The organism is Aliikangiella aequoris (assembly GCF_053709105.1).
In genome coordinates this window covers 2544419-2568908 of the sequence record NZ_CM132298.1, presented here as the reverse complement: position 1 = coordinate 2568908, position 24490 = coordinate 2544419, and the positions used below count along the sequence as shown (strand labels likewise).

Below are 24490 nucleotides of genomic sequence, written 5' to 3'. Positions count from 1 at the left end.
CTTGAAAATCCTTATTGCAGATGACAACCGAGTTGAACGCCTGATACTTTCCAAAGTACTTATTCAAGAAGGGTATCAGGTAGTTGAAGCAGAGACCGGAAATCAGGCAATTCAAGCTTATCAAGAACATCACCCTAGCTTGGTGTTTTTAGATGTATTAATGCCCGATCTTGACGGCTATGAAGTAGCAGAAGCCATAAAATCTGAGCAGGAATCTCGCTGGGTCCCCATTATATTCTTAACATCTTTAACCGACGCTTACGATCTTGCTAAATGTATTGATTGCGGTGGTGATGACTTTGTTAGTAAACCAATCAATCGGATTATTATTAAAGCAAAGGTTGAAGCTTTTGCGCGTATTTCAAAACTATACGAAACAATTGAAGCGCAAAAAGCGGAAATTCAGTTTCATAATGATCATTTGGTACAAGAGCAAGAAGCGGCCAAAAAAATATTTAATAATATTGCTCACCGAGGCTGTTTAGCTGCCGAAAATATTAATTATCATTTATCTCCAATGTCTATTTTTAATGGCGACTTGTTGTTAGCCGCAGAAACTCCCATGGGAGGGATGCGCTTAATGCTCGCTGATTTTACTGGTCATGGTTTACCTGCAGCGATTGGCGCAATGCCAACGTCTGAAATATTTTATGGTATGACCAAAAAAGGATTTGCGATACAAGATGTTATGACTGAAATGAATTCGCGGCTTTTTTCGGTTTTACCGCGAGGGGTTTTTTGCTGCGTTATTATTGCCGATATTGACCCACTCGACGAACGGCTAACGATTTGGAATGCAGGTGCGCCGCAATCTTATATATTAGATACTGAGTCTAATCAAGTAGAAACGGTTGAGTCAGTTCACTTACCACTGGGAATTCAAACGCCAGAAAAATTTAAAGTTGAAGCAAGTGTTCACCACTTCACCCGCCAGCATAAACTTTTAGCTGTGACCGATGGCATTATAGAAGCGGTAAATCAAGATTCAGAAATGTACGGCGAAGCTCGTATGATGGCCTATATAGAAAGCAACCTAGCAAATGACAATTTATGTGGGGGGCTGGTAGATGAAGTGGTTAAGTTTTGTGGAACTGAAGAGCAGGGTGACGATTTAAGCTTAATAGAAGTCGCCTTTCCGCATCAGCAGCTTGAACAATCGGCCAATTTCGATCAAACCTCGCACGCTCAAACGGGGACTTTAGATTCCAATTTAAGCCTCTGTTTACGCGGAAAATCTCTGGGTAAGTTTGATCCCATTCCTATGATGCTGCAAACATTGCTCGAATGTCGCGAATTAAGGAACCATCGCTCGCGTATTTTTACAGTGTTGTCTGAACTGTATAATAATGCTCTAGAACACGGTGTGTTAGGGCTTAATTCTGCGGTTAAAAATGGCAGTGAAGGCTTTGCTCAATATTATCAACAGCGTAATGACAAGTTACTTGAGCTAAACGATGGATTTGTTAAAGTTGAGATAGATCACTCTCCTTTAAAAGATGGTGGATTACTAGAGTTTAATTTTACTGATAGTGGTGACGGCTTTAATGTCGATAAAGTATTGCAAAAAGGCAGCGAGTCTGGTGGTTATAGCGGTAGAGGACTCCCACTTTTGAATAGTTTGTGTGAATCAATCGAGTATTTTGACAACGGAAAGCATGTGAAGGCAATTTATCGGTGGTATGCTAACGGCCAGTCAAAAGAATAATTGTAACTTAAAGAAATGGAAAGCTTGTGCAACAATTAGATGAAACTATCGTAGCTGATTTAGCTGACCTTATGGGTGAAGATTTAAACACCTTATTTGAAGCCTATTTAGAAGATAATGAAATTAAAATAAAGCAGCTAGTTTCAGTCTGCAAACAGAATGATTATGATTTAATAAGACGTACCGCCCACAGTATAAAAGGCAGCAGTCGCAACGTCGGTGCTTTAAAATTCGCGATTATTTGCGAGTCAATCGAAAATGCCGCATTAATGGAAGAGCTTGAAAGCTGTTTAAGTTTTTTAGATAAGTTACATCTTGAGTACCAACAATTAAAAGCTGAAATAAATAAAAAGATTTTGAATCAATAGCTATTCTAAGTGCAAAGAGCAATTAACATTGCTAATTAACAACAAAGATAAGTGTTCTAGCGTAATAGGTATGTATTTCTTAAAGTGTAGTTACTCAGACTTGAACTGACTTACTAGAGCAAAGAATTTAATCTAATCGTACCATTAGCTTTTCAGTAAATAGCCACTGACAGCAATTAGCCTATTGACGGAAACCTTACCAAACCATTCTTTTTGACTAAGTTTAAAAATGTCAGTTTGTGAAGCCTAAACGGACCGATGAGTGTCTTTTAACGCTTCTTCATTTTTGAAACTGCGCTTTGAATTGCTCACAACTTAAACAGCCAATTTTCTATTTTATTGGAGTCATCTTTACTAAAAACCATTAGACTTGAATGAGTTCTATTTTTGAGTATAAGTTGTGTTACTTGTTGATTTTTATTTGATTGAAAATATCCCGGTGGTGACACTGAATCTATATCTGAGTTTACCAATAGCACTGGCTTACTAACTTTAATTAAGTTATTCAATAAGTCAGTGTCTTCCAAAATAACTGATACGCTTTGCATTGCTCGAGTAACAATACTATCTATATTTTCAGAGAAAATTGAGCTTAATGTCGGTGCTTTATATGGCAAATATTCTTTAGCAGCAAGATCGAATCTCATCATTGGAGCAAGCAAAATAGCAGCATCTACTTGTTTAGATGAAAGGAGGTTGCTCGCTGTTAAAGCCCCCATAGAGTGACCAATAACTATTATAGGCTTTTCAATTTCCCCTTTATTTGCTAACTCTTCAAGAAGCTTCGACAAGACTAGATGCTCGCGCGAAGCAAAGACAAACTTTTCATTTGATTCACCATGACCAAATAAATCGGGAATGATAACACTCATGCCTACAGCTCTAAAGTAAATTGCGGTAGCCAACATAACCTCTTTATTACCTCCATATCCATGCAGCAATAAAGCAGTTCCTTGAAAACGGTTGAATGTGTCAGGTGTCATTCTATGGGTTACAGTATTTTCTACTCCATGGCCCGTTGAGTGGAGGTTGTAATAAACAGAACTATGCGACGGAAAGTCATCAGAATTGTATGGTGGTGCAGTTATATATGGAATACATTGCCATTCATTCTCTGAGCAAAACTGGTGTTTTGTAAAACCTATTTCTTCAGGTGCTGTTTTAATAAATTCAGCCTCTGATAAGTAAATATCAGGATTCGATAAGATGTAGCTACCTATTGATGTACAGCCAGTTAAAAAGAATATAAAAACAATATAAAAATTAAATTTAATTAAGTTATTCACAAGACTCCAATTAAGCAGTTAGCTAATTACTATATGAACACAAGTCGCATATCGCACAGATTTAAAAGAACGATTATACCACATTTACTCATTTAGCTTAATTGACTGGAGGAAAATCTCAGCGAGGATAAATGTGTTATGTTTCAGAATGAAGTTAATACAGAAAAAGATGATAGTCAATCGCGCCCAAATATTTCAATAATTTTAAACTTCCGTTCTAAAATTCAAACCGAAGCTTTTTAGTCTCGAGTTTATTTTCTGCTTAAGAGAAATATGACCATATCGGTCTTGCTCAAATAAGATCTTTGCACAAAGATTAATTTTTGTGCGGTTTAAACTTGCCACAAGGTCATTCACATTTTGCCGTTGAACCATTTGGACATCTGACGTTGTTGAGCCAGACTACTAATATTTTATATCAATAATAGAACTTGTTTTAAAAATTATATTTTCTTTTACTTTATTTCTAAGGTGAATAGGTCTATATTGCTTGAGGAGATATAGTGTAATAGAGATAATCTCTGGGCAAGGATAGCTAAAATTACAGTGCATTGATTGCTTCGTTTTCTGCCAAAACCTATTAGCGATAGTTTTTTGACATTAAACCAAAAGCGGAGCGCGAAATGAAAGGACGGAATCTAACAAAACAGCTATTAAATCTTGGCTGTGTAATATTACTCTTACTAAGTTATCAATCCACTGCAGATGAGTGGTCAATAGGGATTTTAACCGGAAGCTCTCCCTTTAGCCTGTCTGATCCTCCACAAATTCAAAACCCAGTATTAACAGCAGCCGATGTCACTGACGTTTCAGCTACCTTTGTGGCTGATCCATTTTTTATCTATGAAAATAATCAATATCATATGTATTTTGAGGTTTTAAATGGAAGTTCTGGCCATGGTGATATTGGCTATGCTGTCAGTACAAACGGACTCGATTGGGATTATCAGCAAATTGTTTTAGATGAATCATTCCACTTATCTTACCCGCAGGTATTTCGAGCGAATGGGCAAATTTATATGGTGCCAGAGAGTAATGAAAATGCCACTGTAAGGCTTTATATTGCGACTAACTTTCCAACTGAGTGGGCATTTGTTGGCAATTTATTAGAAGGAGTTGAGTTTGTTGATAATACGCTATTTCAGCGCGACAACTCTTGGTGGATGTTTAGCTCTAATACTGGCAACGCTACTTTATACTTGCACTATGCAGACACTTTAGAAGGGCCTTGGACTGCTCATCCGCAAAGTCCGGTAATAACTAATGATGCCAATATTGCTCGCCCTGGTGGACGAGTCTTAGAAGTCGATAATCAATTAGTACGGATTGCTCAAGACGATGTTCCTGTCTATGGAGAGAGTGTGCGAGCATTTAATATAACTGAGTTAACTCGCACCAATTACACCGAAGAAGAAATTCCAGAAAGCCCTATCGTCGTTACTCAAGGCAACGACTGGCGCGAGCTTGGTGTACATCAGCTAGATGCTTTAGAAATAGAGCAGGGTGAATGGATTGGAGTTATTGATGGATATGGAAACCCGCCGATTATAGCGCCACCTGACGATTTAATTGATAAAGCTGGATGGACTTTATGGTTTGTCGATAGCGAAGAAACGGCAGGTGAAGATGGAGCTGCTACTAATGCTTTTGACGATGATGTTACAACTTTTTGGCATACTAACTGGTCAAGTGTTTCGCCGAGTCATCCCCATGAAATTCAAATTAATTTAGGTTCTGTCTATGAAATTTCAGCGCTTCGCTATACCCCACGCCAAGACGGTGGCGTTAATGGTAGAGTAGGGCAGTATCAAATCTTTATTAGCACTGATGGAACCAATTGGGGAAGCAGCGTCGACCAAGGAACCTTTTTATTTTCAGCTAACCCGCAAGATGCCAATTTTGAGCCAACCGCAGGACAATATGTAAAGTTTGTTGGGTTAAGTGAAGCGAATAATAATCCTTGGACAAGCGTTGCAGAACTAGACCTAGTTGGTCAGCCATTTAGCGGTAATTACCCGCCGACGGGTCAAATAACACAACCAAGCGAGAATATTAGTATAATCGCCGGTGGCTCCGTTTTCTTTGACTCCATCGGCAATGATTTTGACGGAAATACACCGCTGCAATTTAACTGGACATTTGGCGCTGGCTCTGGCGTCGCGGAAAGCAGCGTACAAACTCCCGGTGAAGTCACTTTTAATAATGTCGGAACTTATACGGTTAACCTAATTGTGACTGACGCGCTGGGAACGCCCGCTAGCTCACCAGCCCAAGTGGTGATTAACGTATCAGATGGTTCAGAACCTCAATTACTTGACCAAAGTTTGTGGCAACTATTATTTGTAAATAGCCAAGAAATTGCGGCAGAAGATGGTGCGGCCAGCAATGCTTTTGATGGCGATTTAAACACTTTTTGGCATACTCAGTGGTCAAGCAGTTCACCGAGCCCTCCACACGATTTGCAAATCGATTTAGGTGCAGTGTTTGATCTTAGTCAGGTTATTTATACACCCAGGCAAGACGGTGCAACTAATGGCCGAATCAGTGAGTTTGAAGTTTACGTCAGTAGCGACGGTAATAATTGGGGGAGTGCGGTTGCAGCTGGAAGGTTAGCGAACAGCGCATTGCCGCAAAATATTGAGTTTAACCCTGTTTCTGGACAGTTTGTTTGGCTAAGAGCATTATCTGAAGTTGCTGGCAATAATTGGACCGCGGTTGCTGAGTTAGAAGTAGTAGGGCTGCCTTTTTCGGGGAACTACGCGCCGACAGCAACGATTAATTCGCCTCTAGAAGACAGACTCATTAGCGTCGGCGAAAGTGTTTATTTTTCTGGTTCAGGAAATGATCGCGACGGTGATTACCCATTAAATTATAGTTGGTACTTTGGGCTAGGATCGGGCGTTGCGAATTCAACACAAGCCACTCCTGGAAATATAACTTTTAATCAAGCCGGGAGTTTTATCGTTAGTTTGAACGTAAGTGATTCATTAGGTAATCAAAGTAACAGCCCAGCGCAAGTCACTATTACAGTGACCGATGGTAATGAACCACAGAGACTCGCAAAAACTAATTGGCGCTTATTATCGGTTAGTAGTGAAGAGTTGCGTGGTGAAAATGGCGCAGCTGTGAATGCATTTGATGATGATTTAAATACAATTTGGCACTCTCAATGGCTCGATGCTTCACCAAGCCACCCGCATGATATAAGCATTGATCTCGGCGCGAACTACGAAATATCTAGTTTAGTTTACACACCGCGCCAGGATGGTGGTTCGAACGGTAGAATTGCTAACTATGAGATATATGTGAGTGTTAATGGTATCGACTGGGCTTCCACTGTTGCTTCAGGTGCTTTTCAAAACTCGGCCAACCCGCAAACCGTCAGTTTTGCCCCAGTCAGCGGCAGATATATTCGCTTAAGGGCGCTGTCGGAAACTAATAACAACCCTTGGACTGCGCTAGCGGAGATAGACGTTTATGCAAGATAGTTAAAACGCATTAAGTTAAAAACACTATCATCAAGTAGCTGCGACTGCTCTTGAGTTAATTCTAAAATGTGACTCATTGTTGTAGCTACTTTTCTTCAAATTTTTGCGCGCCTAATACTCTGAGCACTTCTTCAATTGACACTAAGCCTTTGTGAACTTTATCAATCGCATCTTCAATCATGGTTTTTAAGCCAGAGCGTTTAGCTATCTCCGAAACTTCTACAAAACTTAATTCGTTATTAATTGCTTGTTTAATGGTGTCGTCAAAAACTAAGACTTCGTAAATGCCAACTCGCCCTTTAAAGCCTGTGCCATGACACTTGTCGCAACCTTCGGCTTCATAATACTGGCCGCTACCAACCGTTAAATTAATACCTAATAAGCGTAGCTTCTTAGGATCTGGCTGATGTTTTTGTTTACAATCTTGGCAGAGTTTACGCACCAAGCGTTGCGCTATAATAGCGACTAAAGCCGAGGCAACGACATAGTTTCTAAGGCCTAAATCAAACAATCGAGCCAAAGTAGCTAATGCTGAGTTTGTATGCAGGGTCGAATAAACCACATGGCCAGTGAGTGCTGCTTGAAATGCAATTTCAGCGGTTTCTGCATCACGAATTTCTCCGACTAAAATTGTGTCGGGATCTTGTCGTAAAACCGCGCGCAATACTGTTGGGAAATCAAATTTTATTTGCTCTTTTACCATGACTTGACCGGCGTTATCCATATAGTACTCGACCGGATCTTCAATAGTAATGTAGTTTTTATCATGCGAATAATTTTGCTTTAGCAATGAGTATAAGGTTGTTGTTTTACCACTACCGGTTGGGCCTGTCGCCAGTATAATTCCTTGAGGCTGTGAACTGACAAAATCGAGTTGATGAAGTTGGCTAGGGCTAAACCCTAAGTCTTCTAAGGCAACAGTTGAGCTATTTCTGTCGAGTAAGCGCATAACAATTTTTTCGCCATTAATGGTTGGTAAAGTTGATAAGCGTAAATCAACAATTTTTAGCGAAGACTTTACGGTAATGCGCCCATCTTGGGGAAGTCGGCGCTCGGTGATGTCTAGCTCTGCCATAATTTTTATGCGTGAAATCAGTGGCATGAGCAAATTGAGTGGTGCTTGAATTTTATCATGTAGAACGCCGTCAATACGATAGCGAATTAAAATGCATTTTGAGGTAGGTTGAATATGAATATCCGAAGCATTTAGCCTTATTGCTTCCATAATAATTGCGTTTGCTAGCCGAATAGCTGGCGGCTCGTTAGTACCTTCTAGTAAGTCATTGAGGGCTAAATCGTCATCTTCATCAATAATGATCTCAATGGAGTCGACTGGGTCAGGTAAAGATTCATAGGAATCTAAGCCGCCCAGTTCTTCAGATGAACCATAAATAGACTCTAGCTTTTCTTCAATGTCTTTGCAGTTTGCCATGACTATATTAAAGTCTAGGCCGCTAGTGAAACGTAAATTTTCTAGCAGACCTTCATCTAAAGGATCGGCCATCACAATCGTAACGCGTTTGCCTTGCTGCTTTAATGGCAGTAGTAGTTGTTGACGACAAAAACTTGCGGGAATTAATGAACTAATCGCTTCATCAACTTGAAATTCACTAAGTATAACTTCTTCAATAAAAAAGTCTTTTTTGATTATTTTTCTAATTTCTTTTTCCGCGACCCAACCTTGCCTTAATACTATTTTTAACGGCGGTATTTTTAGCCGTATTTGCTCGTTAACGACTTTTTGCACTTGAGAGTCGTTAAGCAAGCCGCGTTTATTTAATACCATTAATATTTGGCTGCGGTTTTTTGCCGCCATTTTTGACAGCTTACTTAAATCTTTTTGAACGGTTTCGTTTTCTTTTTTGAGTTCGGAGTTTTTTAATTTTAACTCATACTGTTCAAGAGCGAGCGCGACAGTTACTCTTAAATCATCATCGTTCCATGGCTTAAGGATAAATTTATAGACCGCCCCTTCGTTTATGGCTGTCATTACCGCATTTGTGTCGGCTTGGCCTGTGAGCATTATTCTAACTACTTGAGGGTATTCGTCTTTCACCTTTCTTAAAAAATCTGCGCCATTCATTTTTGGCATTTTAAAGTCAGAAATAATTAAATGTATAGACTGTTTCTTTAAAAGCTCTAGGGCTTCGATTGGATCTTTGGCTAAATGAATGTCGTAATTTTCCTTTCTAAAATTACGTTTTAGAGCGACCAATACATTAGACTCGTCATCAACAAACAACAGTTGATAACGTCCTGTTTCTTGTACTGCTGAATCAGTATCTTCAGCTTTACCTGTGAATAAATTGGCGTATGAGCTCAATATTTACTCCGATTGTTTAACAGGGATAATTACACTAACTTTTGTGCCGACATTGGGCTTACTTTTAATAACTATTTCGCCTTGGTGCGCTTTGACAATATCGCGGCAAACCGTTAGGCCAAGCCCCGTACCTGAGCCAACTTCCTCAGTAGTAAAAAATGGCTCAAATGCTTTTCTTTGGGTTTCTTCATCCATTCCTTTTCCGTTATCAGAAACGGATAGCTCTATCTTGTTATCGAGCATTTTTGCACTAAGAAGGACGCTTCCTTTACCTTCGATTGCATTGGCTGCATTGTTAAGTAAATTTAATAGTAGCTGATTAATATGGTTAGGTTTACAGTAGGTTGGGAGTAGAGGCTCTATTTTAACTTGGAACTGGATATTTTCGCTGGTTGAAGAATTAAATATTCGCCCAACAGATTCTAAATGCTCACTAAGATCAATATAAAGTTGCTCGCTATGGTCGACTTCTGAAAAAGCTTTTAGATCTTTTACTATATTAGAAACTCGCTTAGTTCCGTCAATACACTGTTGCATTAAGTCTGAAAAATCTTCTAGTACAAAGTCGATATCGCTGCTGTCAATTTTGGCTAAATCTTCAGCAGAAATATATTTTATACATTCGGCTATATAGCTTTTTAAATCGGTAACATATTCTGATGCGGTAGTTAAATTACTTTTGACAAAACCAATGGGATTATTAATCTCATGTGCAACTCCTGCAGCGAGCTGTCCAACGGATGCCATTTTTTCGGCTTCGTATAATTGCTTTTGTGATTGCTCAATTTGTGCAACTTGAAGTTGGACTTTTTCTTCTAGCGACTCGGCTAAGTTTTTATATTTACGTTCAGAAATCTCTAGCGCGTTGGTTTTTTCAAGAAGGGCTTTATAGTCATCTTGAGTTGTTTGAATATGGAGGTCAGAGCTCATCTGGTAGCGCCAATTAGTTTGCATAATATCGAGTACTAATGCACTTAAGGCTCTAGCCGCTTGCTCATTCTCTGCAGCAACGCACAGGGTGCCAACGGGATCAAGCTCCGGACAAAGATCAATTTCTACCTCAGACACAGCTTCTCCTTTAGTTAGATAAACTTTGCCAGTGGAGTCGACAAGCTGATAATTGTTGATATTAAACTGCTCTAAACTGCTTTCTATGCGCTTCAGGCTAGTTGCAGGGAGCAGTTCTTGCAAAGTAAACTCGCGTTCAAAGTCAGATATGATGGTCATTTGGAAACTCCCACTATTTGCTCAATAAAGCTAGCTTGGCTTAGCTGATGCTTTTCCGCTAGCTCAAACTCATCTAATGATTGATAGAGCTTTTCTAATAAATGAACAAAGGTTTCTTTAACCCCTTTCTTTTCCAGTGCGCTGGCATAATGGAGAGTCCAGGGAGAAGCTTTCCAGCGCGCTTCCAATTCTGATTCCGGGGTAATATTCGGCAAATCACGCTTATTAAATTGCACAGCTAAAGGCAGCTTTTCTATATCTAAGCCAACGAGTTTTGTGTTTTGAACTAAGTTATTAAATGATTCGGCATTATTTTCCGACTGATTTGTTTGCGAGTCGGCTACAAATACTACGCCATCGGCTCTTGAAAGTACCGCTTTACGAGTACTGTTGTGCACTACCTGGCCGGGTACAGTATAAAGCTTTAATTTAATGGTTGTACCGGTGACTGTTTTTATGCCGAGTGGAAGTAAGTCAAAAAAGAGGGTGCGGTCATTTTGTGTTTCAAGAATTTGCATGTCTCCTTTCATTTTAGGCGCAAGAATATCATGCAGAGCAATTAGGTTAGTCGTTTTGCCACTTAAAGCTGGGCCATAAAAAACCAGTTTTAAGTTTAACGTATTCTTCGCGTCATCCCAGTTAGCCATATAAGTTTTTTAACTCATTAATGAAAAGCAGATTGTTATAATATATAGCTTAATTAACACCAAATAGCCTAATAATTCATAACCCTCCGTGGGCTTTGATATTGGCTTAGATGTAACTTGAAACCTGTCATTTAGTTATTGCGGTACTTGTATTTGTTTTGGCCAGTGAATTATGACGGTCATACCTTTGCCAATATCAGAGTCAAAAGCTAGTTTTCCACCCACATTAAGCATAATTTTTTTAATTAACGCTAAACCAATACCGCTACCTTCAACTTCATCTCTGGATTTTAAGGTACTAAACATTTCGGTTATTTTTTCTAAATGCTTTTCAGCAACGCCTTCGCCGTCATCTTTAATTTTAACTTCTAAAAACTCATCAGTATCTGATATTTCTACCCATACGTTTCCGCTTTCTTCGGAGTGATGTTTTATCGCATTGTCGATTAAGTTGCGCATGACTTGATGGAAAGGTGACGCTAGCGTCGTAATTGTGAACGAGTTTTCTGGCATATGTAACTGCATTTTTTTACCTTTTCCCAGTAACTCGAATAGTTCGGCAAATACCTCACTAGTATTAATTTGGCTTAGTTTTTCTTCAATCGCACCAATTTTAGCGTATTCTAGCAGGCCGCTAAGTAAGTTATTAATGCGAACAATTCTAGTGTCTAGGTGCTCAAAATGTTGTTTAGTGCGGTCGCTAATGGGAATATCGTCATCCATTAAATCTTCTTTTATCCAGCCTGCTATTTTCTTAATGCCATTAATAGGGGACTTTAAATCATGTGAAGCAACATAGGCAAAAGATTCGAGCTCAGCATTACTCCGCTTTAATTCTTGTGTTTTTAGCTCAAGTAAATGGCTTTGCTCTTTAAGTGCTTCTTCTGCTTTTTTGCGATTTTCAACTTCGTCTTTTAACTCCTTAACTGTGGGAATACTTTTTAGAGTGGGGATTAATACCCACAGCATCACCGCGGTAGCGACCGAAACTATGGCTGTTAAGGCTTTTACGGATCCACTAAACCAGTAAGTACCGTTCCAAACGGTCCAAACGGCAATCGCGTGGGTGATCCCGCAAAGTAAAACAAAGGCGCCAAACAGGACCATTACCTTTGAAAAGATAAGATCGGAGCGCTGCTTTAAAATGTAAACTAAACAGATCGGAATAGAAATATAGGAAACGAAGATAAGTCCATCTGAGATTACATGTAGCCATAAAAGCTCTGGCTTCCACATATAACACATACCGTGAGGCATAAATTCGCTTGAAAGTAGTTTTTCGAATATAGACAAAGTTGCACCGCCAGAATTCTTAAGCAATTGTTTTAATTAGTTATTTTTAACTTGTAGAGAAGTTTTTGCTAAATGAATAGTCAAACTAACCCCAAAAGCCTTAGCTATAAGCTTAGTCGATAACTTTTAAGTTTGCGCTCAGATTTAACTAAAACTAGTTAAACTAATCTGGCTCCGAGTTTTAACGGTCGACTGTTAAGCTTGGTTACAGTTTTTGTTGGACGAGCTGCAAGTAAAACTTTTTTAACATAGCCAGCGCTTCGGCTTTATCTATTGCTTGCTCTTTGGCGAGTTTTTGGGCTATTTGTTGTAATGAGAGCTTTCCATCTATTAAGCTGGCTAAATCTGCATACATATTATGAGTAAAAGCAAAAGCTTGGATTTCTTTTGTCTTGGGGATAGGAAGCTCTGTTTGGGTCAACCAATGGGGTAAGACCTGAAGATTCGGGTTGTGCTTGCAGTGTTGTATTTTTTTTGCGCGCCAGCCAGTGATGTTTTCCATACGGTAGCCAGCGTTATAGGGGGACTTTAAATAAGGTGTTTCTATTTGACGCTCAATTTCAATTTCGAAACCGCACACTTTAGCCAACTGCTTAATTTCGCTGAGTGAGTAGCGCATGGCTTGCTTTTTTTGATTAAACACTAAGCTGCCAAAATTGATCCACTGGCCGCCGATAGGTAAGTAATGATTCAGCGCGCGCATAAACTCGGATAATTCGTGCGCTTGTATGTCAATGACCCAAGGGGTCACTATGGTATCAAAGCTTTCCGCTTGTAGTGCCGGTGTGGCAGCATCTGAAAACAACAAATGAAAATTTTCAGGGGGATTATGGCATGCTGGTATTTCGTGATTAATAAAAATATCTTTATCTGTTTTAGGGGCTGGCGGAAACTCGCCAATAGTAAGCCCTGGACCAAATAGTATCTGGTTAGCGGCGAACAGTAAAAGTGGATTGATATCGTTGGCAACCGTTATATTATTTTGTGAATGCAGGCTAATTTTTTGATGTAAGTCATATGCGAGCCGACACGCACCAGCGCCAATAACTAACATTTCGTTATTAGTCGTTTGCTGTAGCATGCTATAAGCAAAATCCGCAGTCACTCTATTTTCTTGTTCTCCCCACACCCAGTCTCTATATAGGTTCGCTTCATAGGCGAGTAAATTTTGAGTGTGCGGTACGCGATCGGTTAAGGCATCATAGACTGGTTTACTTGCAACTTTGGCTTTTAGAACCGGGCTAACTAGCTCATTTACCTGTTGTATAAAATTTTGCTTGCCTTTACACAACGTTTGCAAACGAGGCTTAACAATTTCTGAGCAGCTTTTAAGTTCGTTATTAATCAAGTTGACTTCTTCACTTAGTACTTGATTAAAATGGTTTAATTTAACGCTCCAATCTACCATTGAATGCAGCGGATTTTTATTCAACCAAGGGATCCCATTAATAATAGGGTAGTGCTCTGTGCTTTCGGTATGCGTGGAGGTACTTGCAAGCTGTGTGTCAACTTGCTGCAGTGAGCTACCGCTTTTAGGGCAACGTAGTTTTGATATAAAACCTTTTGAAAGCGGTTGCATGAAATACCTTATTAAATAATCTTAGTAAAAGTTACCTTGAGGCTTTATTTCTTCTGTAGAAACCCGGGTAGGAGTTTGCTTTGCAGCAATTATCCCATAAGCCGCTTGGGCAATAGTTTGAATAACTTTGGTCATAGATTCTATATCTAAAGTTTCAACTTCATCACTAACTTGGTGATAATGTGGATCTATATCGATTTGCGAAGCTGAAAAGCTATGTGCCGGCACGCCTAAGCGAGCAAGTGTGGCATTATCTGAGCGATAAAATAAATTTTGTGTTGGGTAAGGATCTGGATGAATTTGGCTGTCAGCTAAGTGTTGATTCATTAACTGCGCTAAATTTGAGCGATCATAACCTGTCATCCAAGTTGCGCCTTTCCCAAATTTAGAAGGCTTACCAATCATTTCTAAATTAATCATGGCTATTACTTGGTTAGGATCGAGTTGCTTGGAAAAATATTGTGAACCATACCCGCCAATTTCTTCTGCAGTAAACGCAACAAAGACCAGGCTTCGTGCATTATTGTTAAGCTTTGAGTAGTACTCGGCCAAGTTAATCACTGCGGCAGTGCCTGAGGCATCATCGTCGGCGCCGTTATAAATTGTATCGCCTTCTAGTTTTGGGTTAGTGCCAACATGATCATAGTGAGCTGAAAAAAGCACCATTTCTTCTGGTTTAGATTGACCTTTTAACACTCCCACCACATTACTCAATGCTAGTGCTTGGTGTTGAAACGAAAACTCGACTGAAAGTTGCGTTACTTCTGTATTGTCAGTCAATACCACAACAGCAGAATTAGCCGTATTAATATCAAATTTAGTTAAACCGCGCTCAAAATATTGTTGATATTGAGAAAAAACTTTTTGATGCTTGCTAGAAACTAAAACCAAAACATCATGTTTAAGCTGGTTAATTTCTGCCATTCGTTTTCTGAAGTCTTGCTGGTCACTAATGGTTTCAACTTGACTGAGCGTTGCATGTGTAAATGATTGTTTGGTCTGATTAGTTAGAATAAAAATGTTCTCAGGCTTTATCGGGGCAGTGTTTAAGGTGACTTTTTTAGACTCTACCGACAGCTTAAAAATTTCAAAGCTTTGTAAAAAACTCGACTCACCTGCTAGCGGTTTTAGTCCAATCGATTGAAAGCGTTCGCTGATATAAGCCGCGGCTTGATCAATTTCTGGAGTAAATGCTGCTCTACCTTGCATTTTATCTGACGCTAAAGTTTGTATATCTTTTAATACTGCACTTTGACTAATAGTGGCAAGTGGTGGTTTGCTAGAACTTGCGACACTTAAAAAAGAAAAAACTGCCAAAGGTAAGCTGATTAATAAACTTTTAGCTATCATCGAAAGGGTCCTTAAGATACTTTTTGTAGACGTTGACGGGCTAGTGATTTCTAGTAAAGCCTTTATTGATATAGCTGGTTACATCAATATCATACGCGCCATGTGGATGTAGTTTTTTGATTTGGTAAGTTTCACCGCTAGAGTGAACCACCATTCTCGCAAGATCGATAGACTTCTCATAGCCGGTTTGTTTATTTTCGTCAGTAAATAAGTAAACCCGAGGTTTGAGCTTTTTATCACTATGAATTTGAGTCACAACGCCAAGCTCGCCAGTTTTCATTTCCACCACCGAACCAATAGGATAGACGCCCATCCACTCTACAAACTTTTTAGCCAAGTGAGCGTCAAACTGTTTGTCTGAATTATCTAAAATAACCTTAAACGCTTTTGACGGAGACTCTGCTTCGGAATAAACCCGTTTGCTCGTAATGGCGTCAAAGGTATCAACGATAGACACAATTTTAGTATACAGTGAAATCTGGTCTTGCTTTAGTTGTTGAGGGTAGCCTTCTCCATCTAACCGTTCATGATGAGAGCGCGCGATTTCGATTGCGTCGGGTGATAAGTGCTTTTTACTTTGCAGTATTTTAAAGCCTTGCTCTGCGTGATCTTGCATAACGTTATATTCTGCCGGAGAAAGTCTTCCGGGTTTATTTAATATGTTATGCGGAATGCGCATTTTGCCAACGTCATGCAGCATGGCGCCAATACCGATCACTTCAAGCTCGTTTTCTTCAAGTTCTAAAAATTTAGCAAATGCAATCGCCATGATTGAAACTCGCAGACAATGCTCTGCCGTGTAAGCATCAGCGTCTTTTATGTTAGTTAATAGCATTAAAGCGTCAGAGTTGTGTAAAATTGAATCGACGCAAGCTTTTACCGCATTTTGGACAGGTTCTAAATCAAAGTCATCATCCTTGATAATGTTTCGCATTATATTTTTTACTAGCAATGATGAACTGTCGTATTCTTTTTTTGCGCGCGGTAACTCTTCGAGCATTTCTTGGTATTGTTTAGTGCGGTCTTCGCCATTATTGCTAAGGAGGGTTTTGAAGTTTTCGTAATCTTCTTCACAGGGAAACTCTACTTCTACCCATTCGCATTCATTTTTTACGCTGTTAAGGAGTTCTTCTGAATCTATTGGAAAGCCTTGAAACAGAAACGGAGAATCTTCCCAAGGTTTGTCGAGCTGGCTAATGTACATACCTAACTGTAATTTAGCCACTGGCACTTTAATTTTTTTAAGGTATGTATACTGGTTACTCATAAGGCCTTACTAAAACTTTAAAAATCCTTCTGTAATGCTTTAAAGATACCGTGAATTTGCGATTTTGCAAAGCTTTGATGATAATTTATTTGGTGACGCGTTCAATTAATTAATGGGTTTAGGTCATATTGCTTATTTTTTGCTCTCAAATCGACCTGTTCGCTTTAAAAAGAGGCTTTTTACCTAAATTAAAGGCTGGGTTGGACGGTTAATATGCTTGGGCAATACAACCACTCTTGCATCGCAAAATAAGTCATGCCAACCGCGTTTTTCTTGATCAATTAGACACCATAAATTAGCGATACCACCACACGAAAGAAAAGATCGAATATAAGCTTCTTTCCAAGTGAGTAAACTACCATCAGCTTTGCATAATTTTAAATGCCAAGTTTTCATTCCGACGGTTTGGCCACCTTTAACCCAACACCAAACGTAGTAATACTGGATACAGGCAAATAGATAAACGCCCCAAAGCGGGTTTTGATAGAGATGAGTAGATAATGATAAGCCATCGCTGACCCACGGCAAAGTCACAACATAAATAACTAAATAGCCAACGACTAAAGCCAGTATAAAGACCGCCAATGCGCCTAGCGAGTCATAGACCCACGCCATTAAGCGCTTCCAAAATGGCGCTAAAGTAACGCTTAACGCTTTGTTCTTTGTTGTGGACTCGGGATGGCTCATTTATTTCAGTTTGTCGTGTTTTAATGGGATTTGCGCGAATTCTAGCAAATCCGTGATCGGTTAGATAGCCAACTTATTTATAATTTTACTGGAATCGCGCTTTAATAGGGGGCTAGAAAAGTTGATGCATTAATTGAGTCATCGCTTTGAAATCTAATGTTTGCGCAGCATCATTTTGCGCTTTATTAGGCTCTGCATGAAACTTAACTAAAATAGCGTGGGCGCCAACTGCTTTTGCTGCAAGTGCCATAGGAATCATTAGCTCTGGCTTGTCTACCGCATAAGACAACTCGACCATGACGGGCAAGTGACTTAAGGATTTAAGCATTGCTACTGCGCTAAAGTCGAGCTGGTTATGTGTGCCGTTTTCAAGTGGGCTTTGTCCACTCTCACAAAGAATGACCTGCATGTTGCCCTGTATAAGAATATATTCAGCGGCTTTTAATAAATCGTCGATCGAAGCCGTTAGGCTTCGCTTTAAGACAATGGGGCGATTGATTTGTGCTACCGCTTTTAGGAGTGCAAAGTTTTGCATATTGTGCGCACCGATTTGAATTAAATCGGATTTAGCTGCGACTGCTTTGAGCTGCTGAGTATTAAATACCTCGGTAATCACGGGTAAATTGTATTTTTCACCTGCTTGGCGCAAGTAATCCGCACCAAGCTCCTGTTGATCTTGAGAATTGTGCGGGCAATCGCGACTGCTAGAATATTCGCTATGCAGTATTGAAACGCCAATTTCCGCAGCGTGTTGGGCACAGCTTAATATTTGAGCAGCACTTTCAATAGCACAAGGGCCTGCCATTACTTTAAGCTGCGCTGTCCCTATACTAACGCCTTTTACTTCTATTATCGTATCAGCTGCTTTATGGGCACGACTTGCTAAGCGATAGTTATCAATAGGGCTCGTCTGCTGGTTGCCGTGACCCGTGACGCAATTGCTCTTGGGTTGCTCAGCAAATGCGTCGCTTTCATTTTGACTGAAAGGCTCGGGGGTAGAGAGTTTAGCTTGAGTTAACGCATTGGTAGATACTTTAGTTGCAGAAAAATCTTCACTCGGATAGCTCCCCAAAACCTTTAAATAGCGACATGACTTTGCAACATGGGCCAGTGCAGACTGAACCTGATCAGATTCAATATTGCCTTCAAAGTCTAAATAAAACATTTGTTCCCATGGTTTTTCTGCGATAGGTCGAGACTCTAGCTTAGTGAGCGGCAAAGCGGCATCTCTAAAAGCCAGTAAAACTTCAGCTAGAGCACCGGGCTGTTGGCCCGTTGTAAATGCGATCGATGTTTTACAGTTAAGTTGAGCTGAGACTTTATGGGCGTTTTTGGCCAATACCAGAAAGCGCGTGGTATTGTCTTTTAAATTAGCGATATTGCTTATTAAAATACTAAGTCCAAAGTCTTTAGCTGACTGCTCGCTAGCAATTGCAGCGAGTTCTCCATTAGGCGCGTCAGCAACTAATTTTAACGCTTCTGCAGTGCTTGAAACTAATTTAATTGGAGCGTCTAGTAGGTTGGGTAAATTTTGGTTACATTGTTTGCTTGCTTCAGGATGGGCAAGAATGGTTTTAATTTGGCTGTTTCGAACATTTGGCTGGGTAACTAAGCAATGCTTAATGGGATATTTAATTTCGCCAATAATGGACAGCGTTGAAGGCAATAACAGGTCGTAAACCTCAGTAATACCACCAGACGTGGTATTTTCGATAGGGATTACCCCAAAGTTAGTCTTTTCATCGATAACTGCTTGAATAACTTGACTAAAACTATCGCAAGCCAGCATTTTATGTTCAGTGTGACTGAAGTGTTTTTTAGCAGCTAAATAGGAATAGGCCCCTACACCACCGAGCACCGCAACAGTGGTTGCTTGGTCGGTCATTGTTTGTGGATTGCTCTGGCGCTGCAAATAGTCTCTCTGAACGCTTAAAGAGTCTTCTATGATTGTGTTATACAAGCGAGTGACATAGTAAGGATCTAGCCCAAGCTGACTGCCTTTTTGAATGAGTTTATCAAGTAGTTCTTGTTCTCGCGATTGATCTCGGATCGGCTTTTGGATGCTTTGCTTGTTAATAGCAACAGCAAGGCTAAGTTCGCGTCTTTGCGCAATTAATTCGAGTAAACTAAGGTCTAAAGCGCTAATTTTATGCCTAATTTCTTCTAATGTAAGCACTTGGTTTGGTGAAGTTTGAGCGTTAGGCTTATGGTCTGTCACTGGGTTCAATCTTTATTGCAAAGCTAAATATGCGCTAAGTCTATCTGATTTTAGGCCTAAATGCCCTTTTAAAAGCGGGTTATTATCGCTAATTTAAAGTTATAAGCTAAGCCCATTTTATCTCGGTTTGAAGCGATGGGCGCAATGCCATTGAGGTTAAACTGAATTGAGAGCCAGCAAGATAGTTAATATTAGCGCACATTAAGTTTTTATCTAGTTAATTAATATGTTTTGGGGCTTGTTTTAACTTATTGATATTTATAGGTAATTGTTGTTTTTTGAGACTTTGTCGCAGGTAATAAAGGGCGCTTAATTGACTGAAGTAATTAATTGTTAACCATTTGGCTTCAGCTTGGGTATAATGCTCGGTTCAAAAATGAATTAATACTATTTGGGGAACAAGGTTTGAGTGGTTTAGGCCTGCAAAATCAACGCGTTTTATCTGGCATGCGTCCGTCTGGGCGATTACATTTAGGTCATTATCATGGGGTGTTAAAAAACTGGGCAAAGCTACAGCATCAACATGAATGCTTTTTCTTTGTTGCCGACTGGCATGTGTTAACTACCCACTATGATACCCCAGAAATTATTGAGCAGTCTGTCTGGGACATGGTGATTGATTGGCTTGCTGCGGGAATTAATCCTGGCTCAGCAACATTATTTGTTCAATCGAGAGTACCTGAGCATGCTGAATTGCATCTTTTACTATCCATGATGACGCCATTAAGCTGGTTAGAAAGAGCGCCAACTTATAAAGAGCAGCAAGAAAAGCTAAAAGACAAAGATCTGAGCACCTATGGCTTTTTAGGTTATCCGTTACTGCAAACTGCGGATATTTTAATGTATCGTGCTGGAGCCGTGCCTGTGGGGGCTGATCAGGTACCTCATGTAGAAATGTCTCGTGAAATCGCGCGTCGTTTTAACCATACTTTTGGGCGAGAAACAGGCTTCGAAGAAAAAGCAGAAGCTGCGGTCAAGAAATTGGGTAAGAAAAACGCCAAGCTCTACCAAAACTTGCGAAGAGATTATGTTCAAGAAGGCAATGAAAGCTCATTAGAAAAAGCACAAGCCTTAGTCGATGGTCATGCATCTATTTCAATAGGGGACAAAGAGCGTTTAATTGGGTATCTAGAAGGTGGCGGAAAGATTATCTTACCCGAGCCTCAAGCATTGCTAACCCCGGTATCAAAAATGCCCGGCTTAGACGGTCAGAAAATGTCAAAGTCGTATGCCAATACCATTGAAATGCGAGAGTCAGAAGAGTCTATTGAAAATAAGATTAAGCGAATGCAAACTGACCCAGCAAGAGTTCGTCTCACTGATCCAGGTAATCCCGACAACTGTCCCGTGTGGCAATTGCATGAAGTTTACTCTCCTGACGATGTGAAAGCTTGGGTTCAGGAAGGTTGTACGAGCGCGAGCATTGGCTGTTTGGAATGTAAAAAGCCGGTAATTGATTGTGTGAAAAAAGAAACTGGTGAATTTAAAAAGCGTGCCAAAGAGTTTGAAGAAAACCCAGAAGTGGTTCGAGGAATTATCGCCGAAGGTTCTGAACGCGCACGCGAAGTAGCTCGTGAAACCATGGAAGATGTTCGTCAGGTTATGGGACTTAATTACCGTTAAAAATGATTATAAATAAGTAGATTGATCGCTAATGAGTGAAACACAAGACATACCAGAAAACGCTGAGTCAGAATTACCAGAATCTTCAATGGAGGATTCTGGCAATAGTGATATTCAGGCAGCGTTAGACGATCAAACTACCTCAACTGCGGTTGACGCTCCTGATTTAACCGATGCTCACTCCAATGTTAGTGAACCTGCTAAGTCGGAGCCACCAGCGGCACTCGGTGCCGATCAGCATACTCAAGAAGAAATGCATTTTGCCATTGTTGCTGGAGAAAAAGTCAGTGATGTGCCAAAAGACTTGTATATTCCGCCTGATGCATTAGAGGTGTTTTTAGAAGCATTTGAAGGGCCGCTTGATTTACTGCTTTACTTAATTAAACGCCAAAACGTGGATATTCTTAATATTCCTATTGCTCATATCACCGAGCAATATATGGCTTATGTTGAAATCATGAAGTCAGTCAATTTAGAATTGGCAGCTGAATATTTAGTTATGGCAGCAATGCTCGCCGAGATTAAAAGCCGAGTATTATTGCCTCGGCCAAAAGTAGAAGAAGAAGAAGATGACCCTCGCGCTGATTTGATTCGTCGCTTACAAGAATACGAGCGATTTAAAAAGGCCGCGCTAGATATTGACGAACTACCGCGAATGGAGCGAGACACACAACAGGTTGATATAGAAACGCCCGAGCTACATGTTGATAAACCACTACCTGATGTTGATCTTAGAGATATATTGCTAGCACTTAAAGATGTTTTAACTCGTGCAGAAATGTTTTCTCATCACCATATTCAAAAAGAAACCTTATCGATTAGAGAAAAAATGGGTAATGTGTTAGCCATTTTGTCCGCAGACGGTTTTACCAGTTTTGTATCATTATTTAATGTAGAAGAAGGCCGTATGGGGATTGTAGTGACATTTTTGGCTATTATGGAGCTAACCAAAGAGTCGATGGTAGAGCTAGTGCAAAGTGAGCCCTATGCACCTATTCATGTGCGCGCCAAACTACAAAATGCCAATGAAGAAGTTGAACTTGAATCTCAGCCAAACTAAACCAGTATTCAACAATTAAGAATTATTTTATGAGCATTGACAATAAAAAATTAAAAAATATTCTAGAAGCAACGTTAATGTCGATAGGCAAGCCTATGAGCGTTGAACAGTTAACCAAGCTGTTTGATGAAGACGCTTGTCCTAGTAACGCCCAACTTAAAGCGGCCTTAGCAGAACTGCAGTCTGAATGTGAAGGTCGCGGCATTGAGCTAAAAGAAATAGCCAGCGGCTATCGTTATCAAGCCCGCCAAGAATACTCGGAGTGGATGAGCCGCTTATGGGAAGAAAAGCCGTCTAAATACTCTCGCGCCTATTTAGAAACTTTAGCTTTAATTGCCTATCGCCAACCAGTGACTCGAGCAGAAATTGAAGATGTGCGCGGAGTTAGTGTGAGTAGTAACATCATTAAAACCATGCTTGAAAGAGAATGGATTAGAGTTGTTGGACATAGAGATGTACCTGGCAGACCGTCACTTTACGCAACCACTAAACAATTTTTAGACTACTTTAATATGAAGAGTTTGGAAGATCTTCCTAGTTTAGCAGAGATTAAAGATTTAGAAGATTTAAGCCCCGAGCTAGATCTAAGAGAGCCAGGTAGTGATAGCTCAGAAATTGATTTGACAGAAAAGAAGGATGACAATCAGGCGCTCGCTGATGATGGAGACAACAACAATTCAGAGGCAGCAGATACTGCGAGAGAAGAGAAGGCAACGGAAATAGATGCTGAATTAGACGCAGAAATAGATGCTGAATTAGACGCAGAAGTAGATGAAGAAATAGACGCAGAAATAGACGCAGAATTAGATTCAGAAATAGACGCAGAAATAGACGCAGAAATAGACGCAGACCACGGTGAGTTCACTGTAGACCCTGCAAGTGAGCAAAATTCACCAGACGCTAATGAAGCACTTGACCGTGATTCCGCTGGTCTCGTAAAAGAAGATAAGGTTTAAAAACGAAACGATTATGTCAGAAACTCAAGACGAAAAGTTACAAAAAATTATAGCTCATGCTGGCTTGGCGTCGCGTCGAGAAGCGGAAACTTGGATTAAAGCTGGGCGAGTAAGTGTTAATGGAAGTATCGCTGAGCTTGGTGATAGAGCAAATGCAAAAGATAAAATTCGAGTAGACGGAAAATTAATTCAAGTTACCGCAAAAACTGACTTTCAACGCCGCATGTTGGCGTATCATAAGCCAGAAGGTGAAATTTGTTCACGTAAAGATCCTGAAGGTAGACCGACAGTATTTGATGCGCTGCCTACAATAAAGGGTGGTCGCTGGATAAACGTCGGGCGATTAGATATTAATACCAGTGGACTTATCTTTTTTACTAATGATGGTGAATTAGCGAATCGTTTAATGCATCCGTCTAACCAAATTCTACGTAAATATGCCGTTAGAGTAAGAGGTCAAGTTACTGATGACATGCTTAAACAATTAGTCAGTGGGGTAGAGCTTGAAGATGGCGAGGCTCACTTTGAAGCTATAGATGATGCTGGCGGAGAAGGCAGTAACCATTGGTACAACGTTACCTTAAGAGAAGGTAAAAATAGAGAAGTTAGACGTTTGTGGGAAGCTTTTGATATTCAAGTATCACGTTTACATAGAATTCAGTATGGTAGTTTTGAGTTACCACGCTCTATTCGCAAAGGGCGCTGGCAAGAGTTAAGCCCTGGCGAAATGTCTGTTTTTGAAGACATGGTCGGATTAAAGAAAACCATAGTTGCAAAGACCTTGCGTCAAGACAACCGTAAAAAGCATAAAACTAAAAAGTTAAAGGCTAGGACACCGCGCAGAAGATGAGAAAGTATTGTGTAATTTTAAGTTTGTTATTGGTTAGTAGTTGTGGAGATTTTCCGGACTACCAATATTCTCAATCGGAAAATTACTGTGTGATGAGCTTTCCTTTTGCGGGCGGTTTTATTGGCCGCAAATATGTGGGCTACTTTAATATTGTTTCATCGCTACAATACCTAGACTTAGATCCAGAAATATCCATTTTTGTTGGAGAGCCTTCACATTTAACGCTCGAAGTTGGCAGTTTAATTAATGTGCAAGTAGGCGATAAAAACTTTAAGCCAGAATTTAAGAAAAAGCATATGAATGGCGAGCTACAATACTGGGGGCCTGCTTTTACTTTTAATAAAGAGCAATCAGAAGCAATTTATGCGGCACTAAAAGACGGTTATGATATTACCTTTAGTGGTCGTTTAGAAGTAGGTAAACACTATGAAACAACGGTTTATAACTACTTCTTTGAGTCAGATGCAGAAGTTTTTAATGCCTGCGTTAACCGTTTATTAGACGAACAAGATTTACAAAAACTGCAACAAAAACCCGGCTAGTCTCAGCCATCACGAATAAAG

At 40.0% G+C, this 24490-nt stretch carries 18 protein-coding genes; 8 read left to right on the top strand and 10 right to left on the bottom strand.

Going from position 1 to position 24490, the window contains the following annotated elements; translation table 11 throughout:
• Window position 1: 1 nt before the first annotated feature.
• Window positions 2-1705, top strand: a complete 1704-nt coding sequence (locus ACUR5C_RS11060; protein ID WP_454465185.1) for an ATP-binding SpoIIE family protein phosphatase — start codon at window positions 2-4, stop codon at window positions 1703-1705.
• 26 nt (window positions 1706-1731) lie between these two features.
• Window positions 1732-2073: an Hpt domain-containing protein gene (locus tag ACUR5C_RS11055; protein ID WP_454465184.1), complete on the top strand. Its 342-nt coding sequence runs from the start codon at window positions 1732-1734 to the stop codon at window positions 2071-2073.
• 308 nt (window positions 2074-2381) lie between these two features.
• Here the strand turns inward: ACUR5C_RS11055 and ACUR5C_RS11050 are convergent, their stop codons facing one another.
• Entirely contained in the window at window positions 2382-3359 is a 978-nt protein-coding gene (locus tag ACUR5C_RS11050; protein ID WP_454465183.1) for an alpha/beta hydrolase, read from the bottom strand.
• Between the two features lie 623 nt (window positions 3360-3982).
• Between ACUR5C_RS11050 and ACUR5C_RS11045 the strand changes: the two genes are divergently transcribed.
• Window positions 3983-6847: a discoidin domain-containing protein gene (locus tag ACUR5C_RS11045; protein WP_454465182.1), complete on the top strand. Its 2865-nt coding sequence runs from the start codon at window positions 3983-3985 to the stop codon at window positions 6845-6847.
• A gap of 85 nt (window positions 6848-6932) precedes the next feature.
• On the opposite strand, the gene ACUR5C_RS11040 is transcribed toward ACUR5C_RS11045, so the two are convergent.
• The 9 genes from ACUR5C_RS11040 to pheA form a co-directional block, all read right to left on the bottom strand.
• Window positions 6933-9170 (bottom strand): ATPase, T2SS/T4P/T4SS family, encoded by a 2238-nt coding sequence (locus ACUR5C_RS11040; RefSeq protein WP_454465181.1) that lies wholly within the window; start codon window positions 9168-9170, stop codon window positions 6933-6935.
• 3 nt (window positions 9171-9173) lie between these two features.
• Complete coding sequence (locus tag ACUR5C_RS11035; RefSeq protein ID WP_454465180.1) at window positions 9174-10397, bottom strand: sensor histidine kinase; 1224 nt, start codon at window positions 10395-10397, stop codon at window positions 9174-9176.
• Window positions 10394-11044, bottom strand: a complete 651-nt coding sequence (locus tag ACUR5C_RS11030) for a GTP-binding protein (protein WP_454465179.1) — start codon at window positions 11042-11044, stop codon at window positions 10394-10396. Before ACUR5C_RS11030 ends, ACUR5C_RS11035 begins: the two co-directional genes overlap by 4 nt.
• 135 nt (window positions 11045-11179) lie before the next feature.
• Window positions 11180-12364 (bottom strand): sensor histidine kinase, encoded by a 1185-nt coding sequence (locus ACUR5C_RS11025; protein WP_454465178.1) that lies wholly within the window; start codon window positions 12362-12364, stop codon window positions 11180-11182.
• A 178-nt stretch (window positions 12365-12542) separates the two neighbouring features.
• Window positions 12543-13916 (bottom strand): hypothetical protein, encoded by a 1374-nt coding sequence (locus tag ACUR5C_RS11020; protein ID WP_454465177.1) that lies wholly within the window; start codon window positions 13914-13916, stop codon window positions 12543-12545.
• Window positions 13917-13937: 21 nt separating this feature from the next.
• The gene (locus ACUR5C_RS11015) at window positions 13938-15266 is read right to left on the bottom strand and encodes a M20/M25/M40 family metallo-hydrolase (protein WP_454465176.1); all 1329 of its coding nucleotides are present in this window, start codon (window positions 15264-15266) and stop codon (window positions 13938-13940) included.
• Between the two features lie 40 nt (window positions 15267-15306).
• Window positions 15307-16533 carry a cyclic di-GMP phosphodiesterase gene (locus ACUR5C_RS11010; protein ID WP_454465175.1) on the bottom strand — a complete coding sequence of 409 codons (1227 nt, stop codon included), beginning with the start codon at window positions 16531-16533 and terminating at the stop codon, window positions 15307-15309.
• 183 nt (window positions 16534-16716) lie between these two features.
• On the bottom strand, window positions 16717-17220 hold the full coding sequence (locus ACUR5C_RS11005) for an RDD family protein (protein WP_454465174.1): 504 nt from the start codon (window positions 17218-17220) through the stop codon (window positions 16717-16719).
• A 112-nt stretch (window positions 17221-17332) separates the two neighbouring features.
• Window positions 17333-19438, bottom strand: coding sequence for a prephenate dehydratase (pheA, locus tag ACUR5C_RS11000; protein ID WP_454465173.1), 2106 nt, complete (start codon window positions 19436-19438; stop codon window positions 17333-17335).
• Between the two features lie 405 nt (window positions 19439-19843).
• Between pheA and ACUR5C_RS10995 the strand changes: the two genes are divergently transcribed.
• From ACUR5C_RS10995 to ACUR5C_RS10975, 5 genes are read left to right on the top strand one after another with little or no spacing between them, the layout of a single operon-like run.
• Window positions 19844-21061 (top strand): tryptophan--tRNA ligase, encoded by a 1218-nt coding sequence (locus ACUR5C_RS10995; protein WP_454465172.1) that lies wholly within the window; start codon window positions 19844-19846, stop codon window positions 21059-21061.
• A 31-nt stretch (window positions 21062-21092) separates the two neighbouring features.
• Window positions 21093-22121, top strand: a complete 1029-nt coding sequence (locus ACUR5C_RS10990) for a segregation and condensation protein A (protein WP_454465171.1) — start codon at window positions 21093-21095, stop codon at window positions 22119-22121.
• Window positions 22122-22150: 29 nt separating this feature from the next.
• Window positions 22151-23077, top strand: coding sequence for an SMC-Scp complex subunit ScpB (scpB, locus tag ACUR5C_RS10985; RefSeq protein ID WP_454465170.1), 927 nt, complete (start codon window positions 22151-22153; stop codon window positions 23075-23077).
• A 13-nt stretch (window positions 23078-23090) separates the two neighbouring features.
• Window positions 23091-23927: a 23S rRNA pseudouridine(2605) synthase RluB gene (rluB, locus tag ACUR5C_RS10980; protein WP_454465169.1), complete on the top strand. Its 837-nt coding sequence runs from the start codon at window positions 23091-23093 to the stop codon at window positions 23925-23927.
• Window positions 23924-24469 carry a hypothetical protein gene (locus tag ACUR5C_RS10975; RefSeq protein ID WP_454465168.1) on the top strand — a complete coding sequence of 182 codons (546 nt, stop codon included), beginning with the start codon at window positions 23924-23926 and terminating at the stop codon, window positions 24467-24469. Before rluB ends, ACUR5C_RS10975 begins: the two co-directional genes overlap by 4 nt.
• Window positions 24470-24490: the final 21 nt, after the last annotated feature.

What these genes read in the sequence shown, in the direction of transcription:
- ACUR5C_RS11045 (WP_454465182.1), top strand. Translation starts at nt 3,983, where the DNA reads ATGAAAGGACGGAATCTAACAAAACAGCTATTAAATCTTGGCTGTGTA.
- ACUR5C_RS11020 (WP_454465177.1), bottom strand. Translation starts at nt 13,916, where the DNA reads ATGCAACCGCTTTCAAAAGGTTTTATATCAAAACTACGTTGCCCTAAA.
- ACUR5C_RS11035 (WP_454465180.1), bottom strand. Translation starts at nt 10,397, where the DNA reads ATGACCATCATATCTGACTTTGAACGCGAGTTTACTTTGCAAGAACTG.
- ACUR5C_RS11015 (WP_454465176.1), bottom strand. Translation starts at nt 15,266, where the DNA reads ATGATAGCTAAAAGTTTATTAATCAGCTTACCTTTGGCAGTTTTTTCT.
- ACUR5C_RS11005 (WP_454465174.1), bottom strand. Translation starts at nt 17,220, where the DNA reads ATGAGCCATCCCGAGTCCACAACAAAGAACAAAGCGTTAAGCGTTACT.
- rluB (WP_454465169.1), top strand. Translation starts at nt 23,091, where the DNA reads ATGTCAGAAACTCAAGACGAAAAGTTACAAAAAATTATAGCTCATGCT.
- ACUR5C_RS11010 (WP_454465175.1), bottom strand. Translation starts at nt 16,533, where the DNA reads ATGAGTAACCAGTATACATACCTTAAAAAAATTAAAGTGCCAGTGGCT.
- ACUR5C_RS11030 (WP_454465179.1), bottom strand. Translation starts at nt 11,044, where the DNA reads ATGGCTAACTGGGATGACGCGAAGAATACGTTAAACTTAAAACTGGTT.
- ACUR5C_RS10975 (WP_454465168.1), top strand. Translation starts at nt 23,924, where the DNA reads ATGAGAAAGTATTGTGTAATTTTAAGTTTGTTATTGGTTAGTAGTTGT.
- scpB (WP_454465170.1), top strand. Translation starts at nt 22,151, where the DNA reads ATGAGCATTGACAATAAAAAATTAAAAAATATTCTAGAAGCAACGTTA.
- ACUR5C_RS10990 (WP_454465171.1), top strand. Translation starts at nt 21,093, where the DNA reads ATGAGTGAAACACAAGACATACCAGAAAACGCTGAGTCAGAATTACCA.